The 15,240-nt window shown below is 58.4% G+C and carries 16 protein-coding genes; 9 read left to right on the forward strand and 7 right to left on the reverse strand.

The features are described from left to right. Nucleotides 1-30: 30 nt before the first annotated feature. Both CFA77_RS13675 and CFA77_RS13680 read left to right on the forward strand, forming a co-directional pair. Complete coding sequence (locus CFA77_RS13675; RefSeq protein ID WP_206991160.1) at nucleotides 31-1,470, forward strand: mannose-1-phosphate guanylyltransferase/mannose-6-phosphate isomerase; 1,440 nt, start codon at nucleotides 31-33, stop codon at nucleotides 1,468-1,470. Between the two features lie 108 nt (nucleotides 1,471-1,578). After that, the gene (locus CFA77_RS13680) at nucleotides 1,579-2,790 is read left to right on the forward strand and encodes a potassium/proton antiporter (RefSeq protein WP_206991161.1); all 1,212 of its coding nucleotides are present in this window, start codon (nucleotides 1,579-1,581) and stop codon (nucleotides 2,788-2,790) included. Here CFA77_RS13680 and CFA77_RS13685 read toward each other — a convergent pair. Then, nucleotides 2,787-3,659, reverse strand: coding sequence for a DUF1499 domain-containing protein (locus CFA77_RS13685; RefSeq protein ID WP_206991162.1), 873 nt, complete (start codon nucleotides 3,657-3,659; stop codon nucleotides 2,787-2,789). The two genes, CFA77_RS13680 and CFA77_RS13685, sit on opposite strands and share 4 nt — an antisense overlap. Nucleotides 3,660-3,812: 153 nt before the next feature. Between CFA77_RS13685 and CFA77_RS13690 the strand changes: the two genes are divergently transcribed. Continuing rightward, complete coding sequence (locus tag CFA77_RS13690) at nucleotides 3,813-4,331, forward strand: DUF305 domain-containing protein (RefSeq protein WP_206991163.1); 519 nt, start codon at nucleotides 3,813-3,815, stop codon at nucleotides 4,329-4,331. On the opposite strand, the gene CFA77_RS13695 is transcribed toward CFA77_RS13690, so the two are convergent. Further along, the gene (locus CFA77_RS13695) at nucleotides 4,328-5,953 is read right to left on the reverse strand and encodes a long-chain-fatty-acid--CoA ligase (protein ID WP_206991164.1); all 1,626 of its coding nucleotides are present in this window, start codon (nucleotides 5,951-5,953) and stop codon (nucleotides 4,328-4,330) included. The two genes, CFA77_RS13690 and CFA77_RS13695, sit on opposite strands and share 4 nt — an antisense overlap. Nucleotides 5,954-6,053: 100 nt before the next feature. Between CFA77_RS13695 and CFA77_RS13700 the strand changes: the two genes are divergently transcribed. Beyond that, nucleotides 6,054-6,998: a glycerophosphodiester phosphodiesterase family protein gene (locus CFA77_RS13700; RefSeq protein WP_242517374.1), complete on the forward strand. Its 945-nt coding sequence runs from the start codon at nucleotides 6,054-6,056 to the stop codon at nucleotides 6,996-6,998. On the opposite strand, the gene CFA77_RS13705 is transcribed toward CFA77_RS13700, so the two are convergent. Further along, a complete protein-coding gene (locus CFA77_RS13705) occupies nucleotides 6,995-7,372 on the reverse strand; it encodes a DUF4345 domain-containing protein (protein ID WP_206991165.1) in 378 nt (125 codons plus the stop codon). The genes CFA77_RS13700 and CFA77_RS13705 overlap by 4 nt on opposite strands. A gap of 283 nt (nucleotides 7,373-7,655) precedes the next feature. On the opposite strand from CFA77_RS13705, the gene CFA77_RS13710 reads away from it, so the two are divergent. Then, a complete protein-coding gene (locus tag CFA77_RS13710) occupies nucleotides 7,656-8,105 on the forward strand; it encodes a glyoxalase superfamily protein (RefSeq protein ID WP_206991166.1) in 450 nt (149 codons plus the stop codon). A 15-nt stretch (nucleotides 8,106-8,120) separates the two neighbouring features. On the opposite strand, the gene pdxH is transcribed toward CFA77_RS13710, so the two are convergent. Continuing rightward, on the reverse strand, nucleotides 8,121-8,792 hold the full coding sequence (gene pdxH / locus CFA77_RS13715) for a pyridoxamine 5'-phosphate oxidase (protein ID WP_206991167.1): 672 nt from the start codon (nucleotides 8,790-8,792) through the stop codon (nucleotides 8,121-8,123). Between the two features lie 173 nt (nucleotides 8,793-8,965). Here pdxH and CFA77_RS13720 point away from each other — a divergent pair, with 173 nt between their 5' ends. The 3 genes from CFA77_RS13720 to CFA77_RS13730 all read left to right on the forward strand — a co-directional run bounded on the left by CFA77_RS13720 (nucleotide 8,966) and on the right by CFA77_RS13730 (nucleotide 12,226). After that, the gene (locus tag CFA77_RS13720; protein ID WP_206991168.1) at nucleotides 8,966-9,946 is read left to right on the forward strand and encodes a malate dehydrogenase; all 981 of its coding nucleotides are present in this window, start codon (nucleotides 8,966-8,968) and stop codon (nucleotides 9,944-9,946) included. Between the two features lie 29 nt (nucleotides 9,947-9,975). After that, entirely contained in the window at nucleotides 9,976-11,067 is a 1,092-nt protein-coding gene (gene aroC, locus CFA77_RS13725; RefSeq protein WP_206991169.1) for a chorismate synthase, read from the forward strand. 103 nt (nucleotides 11,068-11,170) lie between these two features. Beyond that, nucleotides 11,171-12,226 carry a hypothetical protein gene (locus CFA77_RS13730; protein ID WP_206991170.1) on the forward strand — a complete coding sequence of 352 codons (1,056 nt, stop codon included), beginning with the start codon at nucleotides 11,171-11,173 and terminating at the stop codon, nucleotides 12,224-12,226. Between the two features lie 12 nt (nucleotides 12,227-12,238). Here CFA77_RS13730 and CFA77_RS13735 read toward each other — a convergent pair whose 3' ends face one another. After that, nucleotides 12,239-12,409, reverse strand: a complete 171-nt coding sequence (locus tag CFA77_RS13735; RefSeq protein WP_206991171.1) for a hypothetical protein — start codon at nucleotides 12,407-12,409, stop codon at nucleotides 12,239-12,241. A gap of 154 nt (nucleotides 12,410-12,563) precedes the next feature. Further along, nucleotides 12,564-13,637, reverse strand: coding sequence for a class I SAM-dependent methyltransferase (locus CFA77_RS13740; RefSeq protein ID WP_206991172.1), 1,074 nt, complete (start codon nucleotides 13,635-13,637; stop codon nucleotides 12,564-12,566). Between the two features lie 118 nt (nucleotides 13,638-13,755). Here CFA77_RS13740 and CFA77_RS13745 point away from each other — a divergent pair, with 118 nt between their 5' ends. Continuing rightward, entirely contained in the window at nucleotides 13,756-14,484 is a 729-nt protein-coding gene (locus tag CFA77_RS13745; RefSeq protein ID WP_206991173.1) for a hypothetical protein, read from the forward strand. A gap of 9 nt (nucleotides 14,485-14,493) precedes the next feature. On the opposite strand, the gene CFA77_RS13750 is transcribed toward CFA77_RS13745, so the two are convergent. Continuing rightward, the gene (locus CFA77_RS13750) at nucleotides 14,494-15,222 is read right to left on the reverse strand and encodes a TlyA family RNA methyltransferase (RefSeq protein WP_242517375.1); all 729 of its coding nucleotides are present in this window, start codon (nucleotides 15,220-15,222) and stop codon (nucleotides 14,494-14,496) included. Between the last annotated feature and the right edge of the window lie 18 nt (nucleotides 15,223-15,240).

Consider the following 15,240-nt stretch of genomic DNA (forward strand, 5'->3'; position numbering starts at 1 on the left):
AGATTCGCGGGTAATTTGAAAGAGCAAACGATGGCAAAATCGATGACCAGCATCGTTCCGGTACTGATGTGCGGTGGAGCAGGCACGCGGCTCTGGCCGCTGTCGCGAAAGAGCTATCCCAAGCAATTTGTTCCCCTGATCGGCGATACATCCCTGTTCCAGGCATCCGCGCTGAGATTGACCGGAGGCGCCTTCACGCCGCCGCTTGTCCTCACCAATGCGGATTTCCGGTTCATCGTGCAAGAACAGCTCACCGACATCGAAATCGATGACGCTTCCATCATGATCGAGCCAGACGCGCGCAACACGGCCCCCGCAATCCTGGCGGCAGCACTGCATCTGCAAAAGACCCGACCAGATGCCCTGATGCTGATCGCACCATCCGACCATGTCATCCCGGACAGTGATGCATTTCTGGAGTCAATCAATGCGGCCGTCGATGCGGCCCAAAAAGGCCAGCTCGTCACGTTCGGAATCCAGCCCACACATCCCGAAACCGGATACGGATATCTGGAGCTCAGCAAGCCGGTGGAAGACTACAGTCTGTCCCCCATCAAGTTGAAGCGTTTCGTGGAGAAGCCCTCTGCGACCAATGCCCATAAAATGGTGAATAGTGGTGACTACCTCTGGAACGCAGGGATCTTCCTGTTCAGCGTCAAAAGCATTGTCGAAGCTTTCCAGAAACATGAACCGGGCATGGTTGAATGCGTGAGCAAGTCTGTCGATGACCTGCAGATGGATCTCGGCTTTATGAGGCTCGATCCGGAGAGCTGGAACCGGGCCCAGTCGATCTCGATCGACTATGCCGTCATGGAACGCACCGAAAATCTCAGCGTCGTGCCATTTTCGGGCGGATGGTCAGACCTTGGCGGCTGGGACGCCGTATTGCGCGAAACCGGGCCGGACAAGCATGGGGTTTCGACCAGCGGACATGTCACGGTCATGGATTGCCAAGACTCCCTGATCAGGTCCGAAGATAATGGACTGGAAGTCGTCGGTATCGGTCTGAAGAACATCATAGCCGTTGCCATGCCGGATGCGGTGCTGATCGCAGATGCGTCCCGCGCACAGGACGTGAAACTGGCCGTTACCGAGCTCAAGGCCAAACAGGCACGCCAGGCCGAGCAATTTCCGCGGGACTATCGCCCCTGGGGCTGGTTTGAGTCCATTGCGATGGGCGAACGTTTTCAGGTCAAGCGCATCCAGGTAAAGCCGGGCCAGTCGCTGTCCCTTCAATCGCACCATCATCGCGCCGAGCACTGGATTGTCGTATCCGGAACAGCCAAGGTCACGATCAATGAGGACGTCAAGCTCGTCACCGAGAACCAGTCCGTATACATCCCTGTAGGATCCGTTCACCGGCTGGAAAATCCGGGGAAACTGCCCGTCGTCCTCATCGAAGTTCAAACTGGCAGCTATCTCGGTGAGGATGACATCATACGATACGAAGATAAATACGCGCGTGATTAGAGTCTGCGGAGTCGAACTTATTTGAATTCGAATGAATCTGCACCTTGCGGCACGAGGTGCGGCACTCTTATCTAAAAAGTTCCCCCATTTCAGACCCGAGGATGCCCGTTGGAACTCTTTGTCTTCCTTTGCAGCCTCATCATATTTGTCAGCTTTGCGCTGATGCCGCTGGCAAGGCGAGCAGGAGCTCCATTTCTCTTGATCGCACTTCTCATCGGCATGCTGCTGGGAGAAGATGGTCCAGGCCGTATTCAATTCAGTAATTTCAACTTTGCGTTTGACCTTGGCAGCGTGGCCCTGGCCGTCATCCTGTTTGCTGGCGGATTGGAAACTGGACGCAGCGTCTTCCGTTCCGCTGGTGCGCCGGCATCCCTACTCGCAACCATCGGTGTGCTGATTACAGCAGGCATCACGGGTGTTGCGGCCTGTCTATTCATGGGCCTGCCCTGGCAAGTTGGTCTATTGCTTGGCGCAGCGGTCGCCTCTACCGACGCGGCCGCGACCTTCCTTCTCGTTCAGCAAAGCGGCATAGCCCTGAGACAACGCCTGAAGGATACGCTGCTGTTGGAATCCGGCCTGAACGACCCGATGGCCATTTTCCTGACAGTGTCGCTTACCACGCTGGTCGCCTCTATACAGACCAATGCGCCGGCGGACCTCCCCGGCATGGCTCTGTTTCTGCTCATGCAAGCCGGTATCGGCATTTTGGGCGGCGTCCTTGGCGGCAGGCTTCTGGCCCGCATTCTTGATCGCCTTTTCCTGCCAATGGGCACGTATCCCATCATGACCCTTGCAGGCGCCCTCGTCATCTTTACCGGCGTGTCGCTGGTTGGGGGCAGCGGCTTCCTCGCGGCATATCTTGCCGGCGTCAGTTTCAAGGCCAAACTGAAGCGACCAATCGATCGCATTGTCGACTTCAATGAAGCCTTCCAGTGGCTCTGCCAGATGGTGTTATTCCTGACCCTCGGTCTGCTCGTTACGCCGAGTGCGCTATTAAACGACATCTGGCCTGCCATCGGATGCGCCGCAGTATTGATGCTGATCGCTCGACCGCTCGCCGTATTTGCCAGCGTGGGATGGATGGGCTTTTCCTTCCGTGAGAATGTCTTCCTGAGCTGGGTGGGCCTGCGCGGCGCGGTACCGATCCTTCTCGCGATCTATCCCGTCATCGCACCAGGACCGATTTCAGTTGGCTTCTTCAATGTCGTGTTCGTGATCGTGACAATCTCGCTGACCATTCAGGGCTGGACGATTGCGCCGACAGCACGGCTCCTTCGTCTGGGCCCGGAAGCCCAGACAAAGGAAACAACTGATACCTAGCGCAGCGCGATCTCGATATCATCGAGCAGATTGCGGACCCGTTTGGCATTCGCACCAAGATCAGACAGGCCGACCCGACTGGTTGAGCGCACATCAATGCGGGACCCGCCCTCTTCTGTCGGCTGGATACGGATCATGATGTCATCCTTGAAATCAAACCAGAAGCTCGTTTCGGTTGCCTCGATGCGACCGGCCGTCTCGTCACTGGCAACGATCACCCAACCGCGCTCCTTCACAAGCGTGAGGATGGCCTCGAATGCCGCTTCCGACGGAGCTTGAGTGATATAGGAATCAAGTTTCGGATAAGGGGCGTCCGCACGGTCATCCTGTTGGGTCGGATCGAATTCGGCCTCTTCCTGCAATTCGGACACGAGGCGCCCCGGAGTGCCCGGCCAACGGTCTTCGGCATATTCCGGAACGATTGGTGCAGCTTCGACCGGGTTCATGGCCTCGGTCTCGGCCCGGACGGCGAGCAGGGCATCGCTCGGCATGATCGGGTTGGACCAGTCGGTCTGAACGTCGTGGATCGGCGGCAAGCGGGACGCTTCCCCGCCAAACGCCGCGACGCGCCCAAAGCTGAGCCCGGCAATCAAGAGCGAGGCAAACGCCAGAATGAAAGCGCGTTTCCGGGGTGCTTTGATCAATGAGAGGATCACAGCGATCACTGAGACACCGAGCGCCACGAAGATCAGCTTGAGTCCCCAATTGATCGTCATCAGACCAAGCCCAACCTGCCAGTTCCACAGGCCCAGCTTGGTGCCAAGCGCTGCGATGATGAACCAGAAGACCGTAAAGATCGACAAGGCAAGCGACGCCTTGGCAACCGTGCCGCGCCATCCGGCATCCTGTGTCTGTTCTATCGTATCCATTGTGTTTCCAGCCCTCTCCGGATGATCCCTGTCACCTGACATAGATCACACTGCCCCTCTCAACCAGTCTCGTGGAACAGATTCGTGCGGAACAGCGTCCGCTCCTGCACGTTCAAACTGAACCTCTTCAACGTCAATTCGAAAGGAAAGACCATGGACCATTCCGGCAGCTATCTCCGCTTCGGCCTGATGATCACGACCTCCGCCATCGTCATGTTCGGACTTATGTATCTAAACACCTATGCCCTGCCCCATGTGCATTGGAGTGAAACCCGCTTCTACATGACCCTCATCATGGCCGCGTCGATGGCGATCGTAATGTTGGCCTTCATGCTCAATATGTATCAGGATAGCCGCAAGAACCTCGCAATATTCGTCGGCAGTGGACTGCTCTTTGTTACCGCCCTGCTTCTGGTGCGCTCGCAAGCAACGGTAAGCGACCAATCATATATGCGCGCCATGATCCCGCATCATTCCATCGCCATCATGACCAGCGAAAGGGCGGGCATAGAAGACGTACGCGTTCAGCAATTAGCCGATGAAATCATCAAAGCTCAGAAGGTGGAAATAGCTGAAATGGAATGGCTGATCGATGACATCTCCAAAAATGGAAAAGCGGCCACTCCCGAAGAAGCAGCCGCCCGTCCAGTTCCCGAGTTCAGCCCGAACTAGGCCGTCGGCAGCTTGTAGTCCTTGAACTGGTTGCGCAGGGCCAGCTTGTTGATCTTGCCCGTGGCACCAAGCGGAATTTCATCGACAAAGACGACATCGTCCGGTGTCCACCATTTGGCAATCTTGCCTTCCAGTTGGGCCAGCACGTCTTCCTTGCTCGGCGTTTCCCCCGGCGCGGCTTGTACCACCAGGAGTGGGCGCTCATCCCATTTCGGGTGATAGATGCCGATAGCCGCCGCATTGGCCACTTTCGGGTGGCCGACTGCGATGTTCTCGATGTCGATGGAGGAAATCCACTCGCCGCCTGATTTGATCACATCCTTCGCGCGGTCGGTGATGGTCATCGTGCCATACTCGTCGATATTGGCGACATCGCCCGTATCAAAATAGCCGTCCTCGTCCAGCACGTCGCCGCCGACGCCCTTGAAGTATCCAGCTGCAATCGCAGCGCCGCTCACCATCAACCGGCCAGACGTCTCGCCATCATTCGGCAGCACCTTGCCTTCGTCATCGACGATCTTGAGCTCCACGCCGAATGGCGGGCGCCCTTGCTTGAGCTTCTGCTCCATACGCGTGTCGATGTCGGCATTCACGAGATGGGGCGGCAAGGCGCCCAGCGTTCCCAGCGGCGAGGTTTCGGTCATGCCCCAGGCGTGGACAACATCCACTTCATAATCCTGCTCGAAGGCACGAAGAATCTTCTCCGGAATGGCTGAGCCCCCGATCAGAACCTTCTTCAAGTGCGGCAGCTTGAGATTGTTTTCCTGCAAATGTGTCAGCAGCATCAGCCAGACGGTTGGAACCGCGGCGGTGATCGTCACCTTTTCCGTATCCAGCAATTCATAGATGGATGCGCCATCCATCTGTGCCCCCGGCATTACCATGTTCGAGCCGACAGCAGGACAGGACAGTGCAAGGCCCCACGCATTGGCGTGGAACATCGGCACAACCGGCAGCACCACATCGTCAGCGCCCATGCCCATCACATCCTTGCCCATCGTGATCAGCGTGTGCAACACGTTCGAGCGGTGGGAGTAGAGCACCCCTTTCGGATCGCCTGTAGTGCCCGACGTATAACAAAGGCCACATGCGGTATCTTCCGGAAAGTCGCCCCAGCGGACCTCGGTCGAGCGACCATCAATCCAGATATCAAACGGGATTGCACCGAGAGAGTTTTCCGGCATCGTGTCAGCATCAGCGTATATGACGAAAGTCTTCACCGTCTGCAGATGGTCCTTGATGGCCTCCACGATAGGCAGGAAGGTCTTGTCGAAGATGAGCACCTTGTCTTCGGCGTGATTTGCGATCCAGGCGACCTGTTCAGGGTGCAGGCGTGGATTGATCGTGTGGAGCACCGCGCCAATGCCCATGGCGCCATACCAGGAGGCCATATGCCGTTCAGAGTTCCAGCCCAGCGTCGCCACGCGGTCGCCCAACTGAATGCCGCTATCGATAAGCGCATTCGAGACCTGCTTGGACTGATCAAAGAGATTGGCATAGGTCGTGCGGACAATATGGCCTTCCACGCGCCGAGTGATGATTTCTCGTGTAGGATTGATGCGCTTGGCGTGTTCGAGGATTTTGTTAACCGTCAGCGGCCAGTCCTGCATGATACCCAGCATGGTAAGTCTCCCTGTAATGTTTTTGTCTTCGGCAATAATTGCCTGATTTAGAACCGGTTTATGCGTGCGATTGCTGCAGCGCAAGAAGAGGACCACCCGAATGAACCACTCCGCACTGCTTGTTATCGCTCTCATCCTGCTGTCTGGCTGCGCCCCGTCAAGCGATACCCCACAGTCAGGGGCTGTGGAGCCCGCTATCACCGAAGCTTCTGCGCGCATGCCCCTGCCCGACTATTTCGACTGCCTGCGTGAAAACGGAGGCGTGGTGATCGCTGCGCATCGCGGGGGCCCTGCGCCGGGCTATCCTGAGAATGCCATTGAGACGATGCAGTTCAATTTCGACAAGGGAGTCCGGGTCTTCGAGATTGATGTCGCCGAAACCCGAGACGGCGTGTTGACCCTGATGCATGATGACCGGCTGAACCGAACGACGACCGGCCGGGGCTATGTCTCCGATATCAGCTGGGAAGAACTGTCGGGCCTGACCCTGGTCGACAATGATGATGGTCACACGCGCTTTAGCCCGCCCAAGCTGACCGACGCCCTGATCTGGGCCCGAAACAGCGGCGCCATTCTGGAACTCGACCGCAAGAAGACCACAAGCTTCGCCAATATGGCGAAGGCCGTCTATGCGGCTGGCGCGGAAGAGAACGTCATCATGATTTCCTACAATGATGACGAAGCCGCCGAAATCGCGGCCATTGACCCTCAATTCATGATGACCGCCTCGGCACGCGGCGGCCGTGACATTGCGGCGCTTGAGGCACGCGGTGTGGACTCCCGTCGACTGATCGCCTGGACCGGCACTGGCCGCCCCGATGCCGCAGCCTGGGATCGCAATGCCCGCAATGATGTCGAATCCGCTTTCGGCACGCTGGGTCGTTCCGGCGAGCGATTGGACGATATCTATCTGGCCGACGGCAACGGATCGGAGTTTCAGGATCTTGCCGATGACGGCCTCGTCATGCTGGCCACTGACCGGCCGCTCGAAGCGGCCGCGGCAATGACCGCAGATGACACCGCCATCGCCGCGTGTGGTGGCTAGGCTCGGGCAGAAACCATCCGTTGCCAGAGCACAAAGATCACAGGCACAACCAACTCGATACCCAGCGCGACCATCTGGTCCTGCGCGGGCTGACCGACGGTCATCACTGAGACAAGACGACCGAGCCCTCCGATAAAGATGGCTGCGCTAACCACCAGAAGAAGCCGCCCTTGTTTTTCGATGGATGGAATAATCGACCAGATCAGGAAGCTCACCACAAGATACATACCGGAGAAGTACCGATACTGATTGTCCAGTTCTGTCGTGACGCCTGCCGGGGACAATCGTTCCGCCCCGTGCAGAAAGCCCATCAGGGCAAAAATAGCGGGAATGAGTGAGAAAATGCCAAGGGCAATCTGAAGTCCGCGTTTCATTATGTGGTGTACCTCCCCTAACGGCGCATCGTTTCCGTACGCCCTGCCGTCACTTACTCACGGCAAATGTCTGGTGACAATGATTGACGCAACGTCTTCCCAGGCGTATGAGGCGCGCGGGCTCTGGGACGCCCGCCGCTCGCAAGGCCTTTGGTCTTTCGGTGAAGATCTCCCGGCGCACTCCGCGCCGCGACTTTTGATCACGGAACACCGGTCCATCCGGCAGTCCCGCGGCAAGGCGAGCCCCCGCTGAGAAGTGACTGCCCGGACAAGGATGTTTCCAATGTCTATTTCTATAACAACGCGCGAACAGGCCAAGGCCCGTGCCCGCGACATTCGGACAGAACAGGCAAATGCCGGTACGTCCATCTCACATGCGAGAGCACTTGAACTCGTCGCGACTGAACTCGGCTACCGCGACTGGAATACCGCATCGGCGTGCCTGTCGAACAAACCCGAGGCACCCTGCCAGCTGGGTGACCGCATCTCGGGCCGCTACCTCAAACAATCCTTTGAGGGGCGCGTGCATGCAATCCGCGAACTGGCGGGTGGCATGGGGTACGAAGTGACCCTGCACTTCGACACGCCGGTAGATGTGGTTGAGTTCGAGAGCTTCTCGGGATTTCGCCAGCGCGTGACCGCCATGGTGAGTGGTGATGGCGTGTCATGGGCAAAGACCAGTGATGGCGTCCCGCACCTTGTCATCGAAGCCGTCTCGAACGGAATCGTTTGATCTGGCAGCGGAACGCTACGGATAGAGTCGACCGGTGGTCCAACCCTCGTTTGAGCGGACAAACTTCAGCCGGTCGTGCATCCGGAAAGCCTGGTCCTGCCAGAACTCGATCTCGACCGGCACGACACGGAACCCGCCCCAGAATTCGGGGCGGGGAATGTCTGGTCCGTCGCCGAAGATTTCCGATAGTTCAGCCACGCGCTGTTCGAACTCGGCCCGATCGGCCAGTGGACGCGACTGGTCAGACGCGATGGCGCTGATACGGCTCTGGGCGGCACGGGTGGCAAAATACTCATCGGCGGCCTCTTCGGAGACTGGCATAACCGTCCCGCGCACCCGCACCTGCCGGCGCTGGCTCTTCCAATGAAAGCCAAGCGCTGCTTTGGGGGTCTCGGTCAGTTGCTGGCCTTTGGCACTTTCGAGGTTGGTGAAGAAAACAAACCCCGCCTCAGTCACCTCTTTCAACAATACAATACGGACATCCGGCATGCCGTCAGCGTCCACGGTCGCCAGAGACATTGCGTTGGAATCATTCGGTTCGGCTTCGCGCGCCGCCGCCATCCACTCTTTGAACAGGGCTATCGGGTCAGCCACGTCTGGAATCAGGGGTTTTCCCGACGGGTCGGTCAGATAATCCGTCGCGCTGGGTGAAGGGGGAATGATGTCGGGTTGGTCGCTCTGGCTCATCGATCTGTCCGCTCGTCAGGCTGTGGGGGCTGGCCGTCATATAGGCCAATCGGGCGCGGAGTCATACCGCTACGGCGGCGACATCCTGCGGCATAGGCGCATGGCCGCTTGCCCTTCTCTGACAAATTCGTCATTGATGCCGCGAAATCACCCTATGCAAGAAGGACTCTCCCATGAAAAAGCCCGTGAAAGTCGCTGTAACTGGCGCTGCAGGCCAGATCGGTTATGCGCTCCTGTTCCGCATTGCCGCTGGAAACATGCTTGGACCTGACCAGCCGGTCGACCTTCACCTGCTGGAAATCACGCCTGCGCTCGGCGCGCTCGAGGGCGTGGTCATGGAATTGAACGATTGCGCCTTCCCGCTCCTGAACAATATCGTCGCCACTGACGACCCGAATGTTGCGTTCAAGGATTGCGACTTTGCCCTGCTCGTCGGCGCGATGCCACGCAAACAGGGCATGGAACGCAAGGACCTGCTGTCTGCAAATGGCGGTATCTTCGGCCCACAGGGTAAGGCGATCAATGATCATGCCAGCCGAGACGTGAAAGTGCTTGTCGTCGGCAACCCGGCCAACACCAATGCCCTGATCGCACAACAGAATGCGCCTGATCTGGATCCGAAATGCTTCACCGCCATGGTCCGTCTCGACCACAACCGCGCGATGAGCCAACTGGCTGAGAAGACGGGCGCCCACAATACCGACATCAAGAAGATGACAATCTGGGGCAACCATTCCTCAACTCAGTACCCAGACCTGCATCACGCCACCGTCAAAGGCGAAGCTGCCCTCTCCAAGGTCGATCAGGACTGGTACGAAAACACCTTCATACCGGACGTGCAGCAGCGCGGCGCCGCCATCATTAAGGCCCGTGGTGCCTCTTCGGCCGCTTCGGCTGCGTCAGCCGCCATCGATCATATGCGCAGCTGGGCCCTCGGCACCGAAGCTGGTGACTGGGTGTCCATGGGCATCCCGTCCGATGGCTCCTACGGCATTGAGCCGGGCGTCATCTACGGCTACCCGTGCACCTGCAAGGACGGCAAGTACGAGATCGTCCAGGGTCTCGAAATCGGTGAATTCTCGCGCGCCCGCATGGATGCGACCGAGAAAGAACTGCGCGAAGAGCGCGAAGCTGTTCAGGACCTGCTCGGCTAGGCCCTGACTCAATACTGAAACGGGCAGCCATGTCTCACAACACGTTCGGCCACCTCTTCCGCGTGACCACCTGGGGCGAAAGCCACGGGCCCGCACTCGGATGCGTGGTCGATGGCTGCCCGCCTAATCTTCCGCTGGATGAGGCCTTCATTCAGCAATTCCTCGACCAGCGCCGCCCCGGCACCTCGCGATTCGTAACCCAGCGTCGGGAACCCGATCAGGTGAAAATCCTGTCCGGCGTCTTTGAGGATGACCGGACCGGCGGCCCTGTCACCACAGGCACACCGATCTCGCTGATGATCGAAAATACAGATCAACGGTCGAAAGATTATGGTGAGATCCGCGATCGGTACCGCCCCGGTCATGCCGACTATTCCTACGATCAGAAATATGGCGTCCGAGACTATCGCGGCGGTGGCCGCTCCAGTGCGCGCGAGACTGCTGCGCGGGTAGCTGCAGGCGCGGTGGCGCGCCGCGTTCTTGGCGACGGAATCTTCTTGCGCGGCGCTGTCGTCCAGATCGGCCCCCATGCCATCGACCGCTCGCGCTGGAACTGGGATGAAACGCAATCGAACCCATTCTGGTGTCCTGACGCCGAAATGGTGCCCGTCTGGGAGACCTTTCTGGACGAAACTCGCAAGGCTGGAAGCTCTGCTGGCGCAATTGTAGAGGTCGAAGCGACGGGGATTCCTGCGGGTTGGGGCGCTCCCATATACGGAAAACTGGATAGCGAACTCGCGGGTGCCATGATGAGCATCAATGCGGCCAAGGGCGTGGAAATCGGCGAAGGCTTTGCCGCCGCGGCTTTGTCCGGTGAGGAAAACGCCGACCAGATGCGCACTGGCAATGACGGCGCCCGTTTCCTGTCCAACCATAATGGCGGCATTGCGGGCGGCATTTCAACCGGTCAGCCGGTCGTCGTGCGAATCGCAATCAAACCAACCTCTTCCATCCTTACCCCCGTCCAGACTGTCACGCGTGACGGTCAGGAGGTGGACGTACGCACCATCGGACGGCATGATCCCTGTGTTGGCATTCGTGCGGTGCCGGTGGCGGAGGCGATGCTCGCCTGTGTGCTGGCCGACGCGAAGTTGCGACATAGAGGGCAGACGGGAAAATGACCGCAAATGCGCATGTCACAGTAAGTTCACATACCTGCTATCGGCATTGCACATTGAACCTGCTACCTCGCGTTCAGTATTCAAATAGCGATGGGTTGGCGTAATGGGTGGCGTAGAAATTTTCGGCATCATTGGATTTATGCTGGCGTGCTACGCCGTCGTCGCGAATGATTCGATCCAGACACTGGGGACATTCCTGTCCTCGAATGCAAAGCGTCCCTGGTGGGTCCTGTGGATTTTTGCCAGCGCAATTTTGTTGGCCGTGCTCTTCTACGGGTATTTCAATGGCCAGGGAGACGTTGCCTACGAACGTCTCGACAAATTGTCTGTGCTGCCAGGTGAAGGGGATCGCACCGCGGTGCTGATGCCCGGCATTCAATGGTGGCACGCCCTGCCTCCACTGGTCCTGCTATTCCTGACTCGATTTGGCATCCCTGTGTCGACGACCTTCCTGGTGCTGACCCTGTTTGCCTTGTCGGGCGGGTCTGCCAGCGATGGCATCCTTGAGAAAATGATCATCAAGTCGGCAATGGGCTATGTCGTGGCGTTCGCGTGCGGCGCTGTGATCTGGATAATAATTTCCCGCACGTTCGAGCGTTGGGTCTTTCATACGAAAGACGAATTGCCTTGGCCCTACTGGATCACATTCCAGTGGCTGACGACGACCTTCCTCTGGTCACAATGGCTGATGCAGGATCTGGCGAATATCTTCGTTTACCTGCCGCGAACGGTCACAGTCACTGGGGACGAAACGCATGTGGCCTTTTCGCTCGGCTACGTCATTTTCGGCGCAATCCTGCTTGTGGCCATCCAAGGCTACATCTTCGCCACGCGCGGCGGCCAGATTCAGAAGATTGTGGAACGCAAGATCAACACGGTGGATGTCCGCGCCGCGACAATCGTCGACCTGATCTACGGAATCATCTTGTTCCTGTTCAAAGAGGTCAGCAATGTGCCGATGAGCACGACTTGGGTATTCCTTGGCCTGTTGGCCGGTCGCGAACTCGCGATCTCCTACGTCGCGCATCTGCGCGAAAAGAATGAGGCCGTGAAAGACGTTCTCGGCGATGCCGGACGTGCCTTCCTCGGCCTCATCATTTCGATCATTCTGGCTTTTGCCATGCCCCTCATGGGGACAGGTAAACTTCCGAGCTTCTAGCCCCGTTGGCGTTTAGGCGAACAGGTTAAAGATCGGATCGAGCGCGATCGCGAGACTTACCCCGACGACGCCTGCCAGTGCCAGCATGGCTCCCCGCAGGACGCGCAGGCTCGACTCATTGAAGGTCAGGTCCCTGTGCGCCAGCCAGGAAACGTGATTATCATTATGATCTAGGACTGCCATAGGTGGCTCCTTTCATTCCTGGTATATAGTTCGTGTCACATGACCGTAACGTAACTGTCATATTACTGTCATGTTCCATTCGCGCAAATCAATATTTTTTCATCCAGGATTAAGCAGCGCCCGTAGCTCTGGAAAAAAGTTTCATTTCAAGGCGTTATGATGATCGCCGGAAGGTGCTGATTTTTGTAAGAAATGCCAGTGACTGCGTTTCAGGCACCAATCCTGCCAAATCGCATGCTTGTACGGCGTCCCAGGACAGATAGCTTTTGTAGTATGGCTCGTGGAAACCGTGGGGAAAATATTCCAACAGTCCATCAAGGTCCGAATAGTCTCCAAATTGCGCGCTATCTGCCAGAATAAACAGACCGCCCGGCTTCAGGACTCGTCGAATTTCCGCCAGCACCTTCTCCCTCACGCGGGGCGGCAATTCGTGGAACAGGAAAATGGAGACCACCATATCGAGGCTATTGTCCTCTACGGGCATCGCCTCGGCCGCCTCGTGCAGGATCTCTACCTGTTTCCACGGTTTCAGACGTGTGCGGGCGGCGTCGGTATAGGTCGGTGACAGGTCCAGCCCGCTCGCCATTAACCTTGGATATACCTGCATCACTTGCGACAGGAAGCGGCCATTGCCGCACGCCACATCCAACAGGCTGACACCGCGTTGGTCGCGTCCCCTGAGTTCCCGTGAAATCTCGGCCAGAACGGCGCGGCGCATCGCATCTGCTGTGCCAGTAAACAATGCTTCGACCTGAGTGTCATAGATATCGGCGCTGTCCTCGGTAAACCAGCCGCCGGACTGATAGTGGAAATTCTGGAGATAGTAGGCGGGATACCGGTTATGCCCGTCGGTCACCTGTTGCCGTACTTCCGTTCCATTGCGTTCCAATCTGCGCCGATCAACGTCCTCGACATCTTCCCGGAAAGCCCGCGCCGATCTCAACGCTTTCGGCAAATCCTTCAGGCGCACATCCGATGGCGCTGGATACAGCCCTGCCTCAACATTCAGGCGGTCCTTGATGAACAGTTCGAAATAGGCTCGGCGCAGGACAGCAAGGTCGGGCTGGCCTCGGGTGGGCTGGAACGCTGGTTCGCCCGGGCGATCAAAGCCGCTGGCACGCCGACGCGCCGCGCTCATCTGCGCGCCATACCAAGCCGACCGCAGCCCTTGTGCAGCAGCGTAACGCGCCCGGCCAGCGGTGCGGGTGGCGATGTCGAACACTCCCATGCAGTCAATATGTGGCCAGGTGTACCCGGCGTCCAGTTTTCACCTACTGTTCAGGTTCAGCCCCGCAGTATGCTAGTCTGACACTGGCGGGCGTGTATCCGCGACAAGGAGTATTGCGATGAAATCCCACTCGCTGTTCATTGGAGCGCTGGCCATGGCCAGTCTTGCCATACCGGCTACGGCCTCGGCCCAAAGCGGATATGGCTACACCTACAATCCCCCTGTCCAGAACGTCCAATGTGAGCGCCAGCGCAAGGATGACCAGTTTGCAGGCGTGCTCGTCGGCGCGATTGCGGGCGGCCTGATCGGCGGTGCAATCGGCAATAATGTGGATGATGGCGATGCGTACCACTACCGGGGTCACAGAGGGTATCGCGGCCATAGAGGCTATCGCGGTCATCGGCGTCACGGCGGATACCATCATGGTAACGGAAACTCTGATGAGGTCGCTGCGGGCGCCATTCTCGGCGCGATTGTGGGCGGTCTTGCTGGCGGAGCCATTGCAGAAGACACAAGCCGACCCTGTCAGGTTGCAACACCTTATGGAGCGGCCACGAGCGGTACCTATCCAGCCGGCGGCATTCCGCGCACGACCGACGGCCTGTATGGCGGACCGGAGATCATGAACTATCCCAACACGCCGCCGCCAAGCCGCACATATCCGGCGTCAACGACTGCGGGACCGACCCTGCCGCCCCAACCGGGCACCGATATCGAGTGCCGCACGATTGAGCGCGAAACGCGGCTGCCCGATGGTCAGGTCATCCGCGACCCGATCACCGCATGCCGCGATCCCTATGATGGCACATGGGAGATCAATGACGGTTTCGGGGACGAGAACTACTAGGCGCCGGAACTAGGTTCGCACCGCATAAAACAGGCGTTCTGCATTGCCGTCGCCCCCGGTGATAGGGCTTTGTGTCCATGACTGGATTGGCCACCCCTGCCCCGCCATCCATTCCGCAAAAACGTCCGCCGCCAAGTCTGCCTTTTCGGAATCTGTGACCAGTCCGCCCTTGCCGATGTTTTCCCGACCAACCTGGAATTGCGGCTTGAACAGGCCGACAATTTCCGCCCGCTCAGCCGCGAGCGACAGAGGAACGGCCAGCAGCTTTTCGAGCGCAATGAAGCTCGCATCGCATACGAGCAAGGAAGGCGTGTCGCCCAGCATCTCTCCGGTCAGGGTCCGGGCGTCTTGAGCTTCCAGGCTCGTGACGCCGTCCTCATCGGAAAGAGAGGAGTGAAGCTGGCCTCGCCCGACATCGACCGCGACGACATGCGTCGCACCGGCCCGCAACAGCACGTCTGTGAAACCACCTGTGGACGCCCCGATGTCAAGGCAAACGCGCCCAGCCGGATCAACGCCAAAAGCGCTCAGGCCGTGCGCCAGTTTCAATCCCCCTCGCGATACGTAAGGGTGCGCCGGTTGTGCCTCGATGCGGTCGTCGCGTGACAGCATTTGCGATGGTTTGGTTACCACGACGCCGCCAGCCGTCACATTGCCTGCCTCAATCGCGGCGCGCGCAGAGGCTCGGCTGTCGAACAACCCCAGACTAACGAGCAATTTATCCGCGCGGTCCTTCACGATATGGAGCCTTCCTGC

Source organism: Hyphomonas sp. KY3, assembly GCF_017309975.1.
Lineage (GTDB): Bacteria > Pseudomonadota > Alphaproteobacteria > Caulobacterales > Hyphomonadaceae > Hyphomonas.

Bases quoted from the DNA above. Each gene is read 5' to 3' on its own strand.
- CFA77_RS13675 (WP_206991160.1), top strand. From the start codon at position 31: ATGGCAAAATCGATGACCAGCATCGTTCCGGTACTGATGTGCGGTGGA.
- CFA77_RS13685 (WP_206991162.1), bottom strand. From the start codon at position 3,659: ATGGATACGATAGAACAGACACAGGATGCCGGATGGCGCGGCACGGTT.
- CFA77_RS13690 (WP_206991163.1), top strand. From the start codon at position 3,813: ATGGACCATTCCGGCAGCTATCTCCGCTTCGGCCTGATGATCACGACC.
- CFA77_RS13695 (WP_206991164.1), bottom strand. From the start codon at position 5,953: ATGCTGGGTATCATGCAGGACTGGCCGCTGACGGTTAACAAAATCCTC.
- CFA77_RS13700 (WP_242517374.1), top strand. From the start codon at position 6,054: ATGAACCACTCCGCACTGCTTGTTATCGCTCTCATCCTGCTGTCTGGC.
- CFA77_RS13705 (WP_206991165.1), bottom strand. From the start codon at position 7,372: ATGAAACGCGGACTTCAGATTGCCCTTGGCATTTTCTCACTCATTCCC.
- CFA77_RS13710 (WP_206991166.1), top strand. From the start codon at position 7,656: ATGTCTATTTCTATAACAACGCGCGAACAGGCCAAGGCCCGTGCCCGC.
- pdxH (WP_206991167.1), bottom strand. From the start codon at position 8,792: ATGAGCCAGAGCGACCAACCCGACATCATTCCCCCTTCACCCAGCGCG.
- CFA77_RS13720 (WP_206991168.1), top strand. From the start codon at position 8,966: ATGAAAAAGCCCGTGAAAGTCGCTGTAACTGGCGCTGCAGGCCAGATC.
- aroC (WP_206991169.1), top strand. From the start codon at position 9,976: ATGTCTCACAACACGTTCGGCCACCTCTTCCGCGTGACCACCTGGGGC.
- CFA77_RS13730 (WP_206991170.1), top strand. From the start codon at position 11,171: ATGGGTGGCGTAGAAATTTTCGGCATCATTGGATTTATGCTGGCGTGC.
- CFA77_RS13735 (WP_206991171.1), bottom strand. From the start codon at position 12,409: ATGGCAGTCCTAGATCATAATGATAATCACGTTTCCTGGCTGGCGCAC.
- CFA77_RS13740 (WP_206991172.1), bottom strand. From the start codon at position 13,637: ATGGGAGTGTTCGACATCGCCACCCGCACCGCTGGCCGGGCGCGTTAC.
- CFA77_RS13745 (WP_206991173.1), top strand. From the start codon at position 13,756: ATGAAATCCCACTCGCTGTTCATTGGAGCGCTGGCCATGGCCAGTCTT.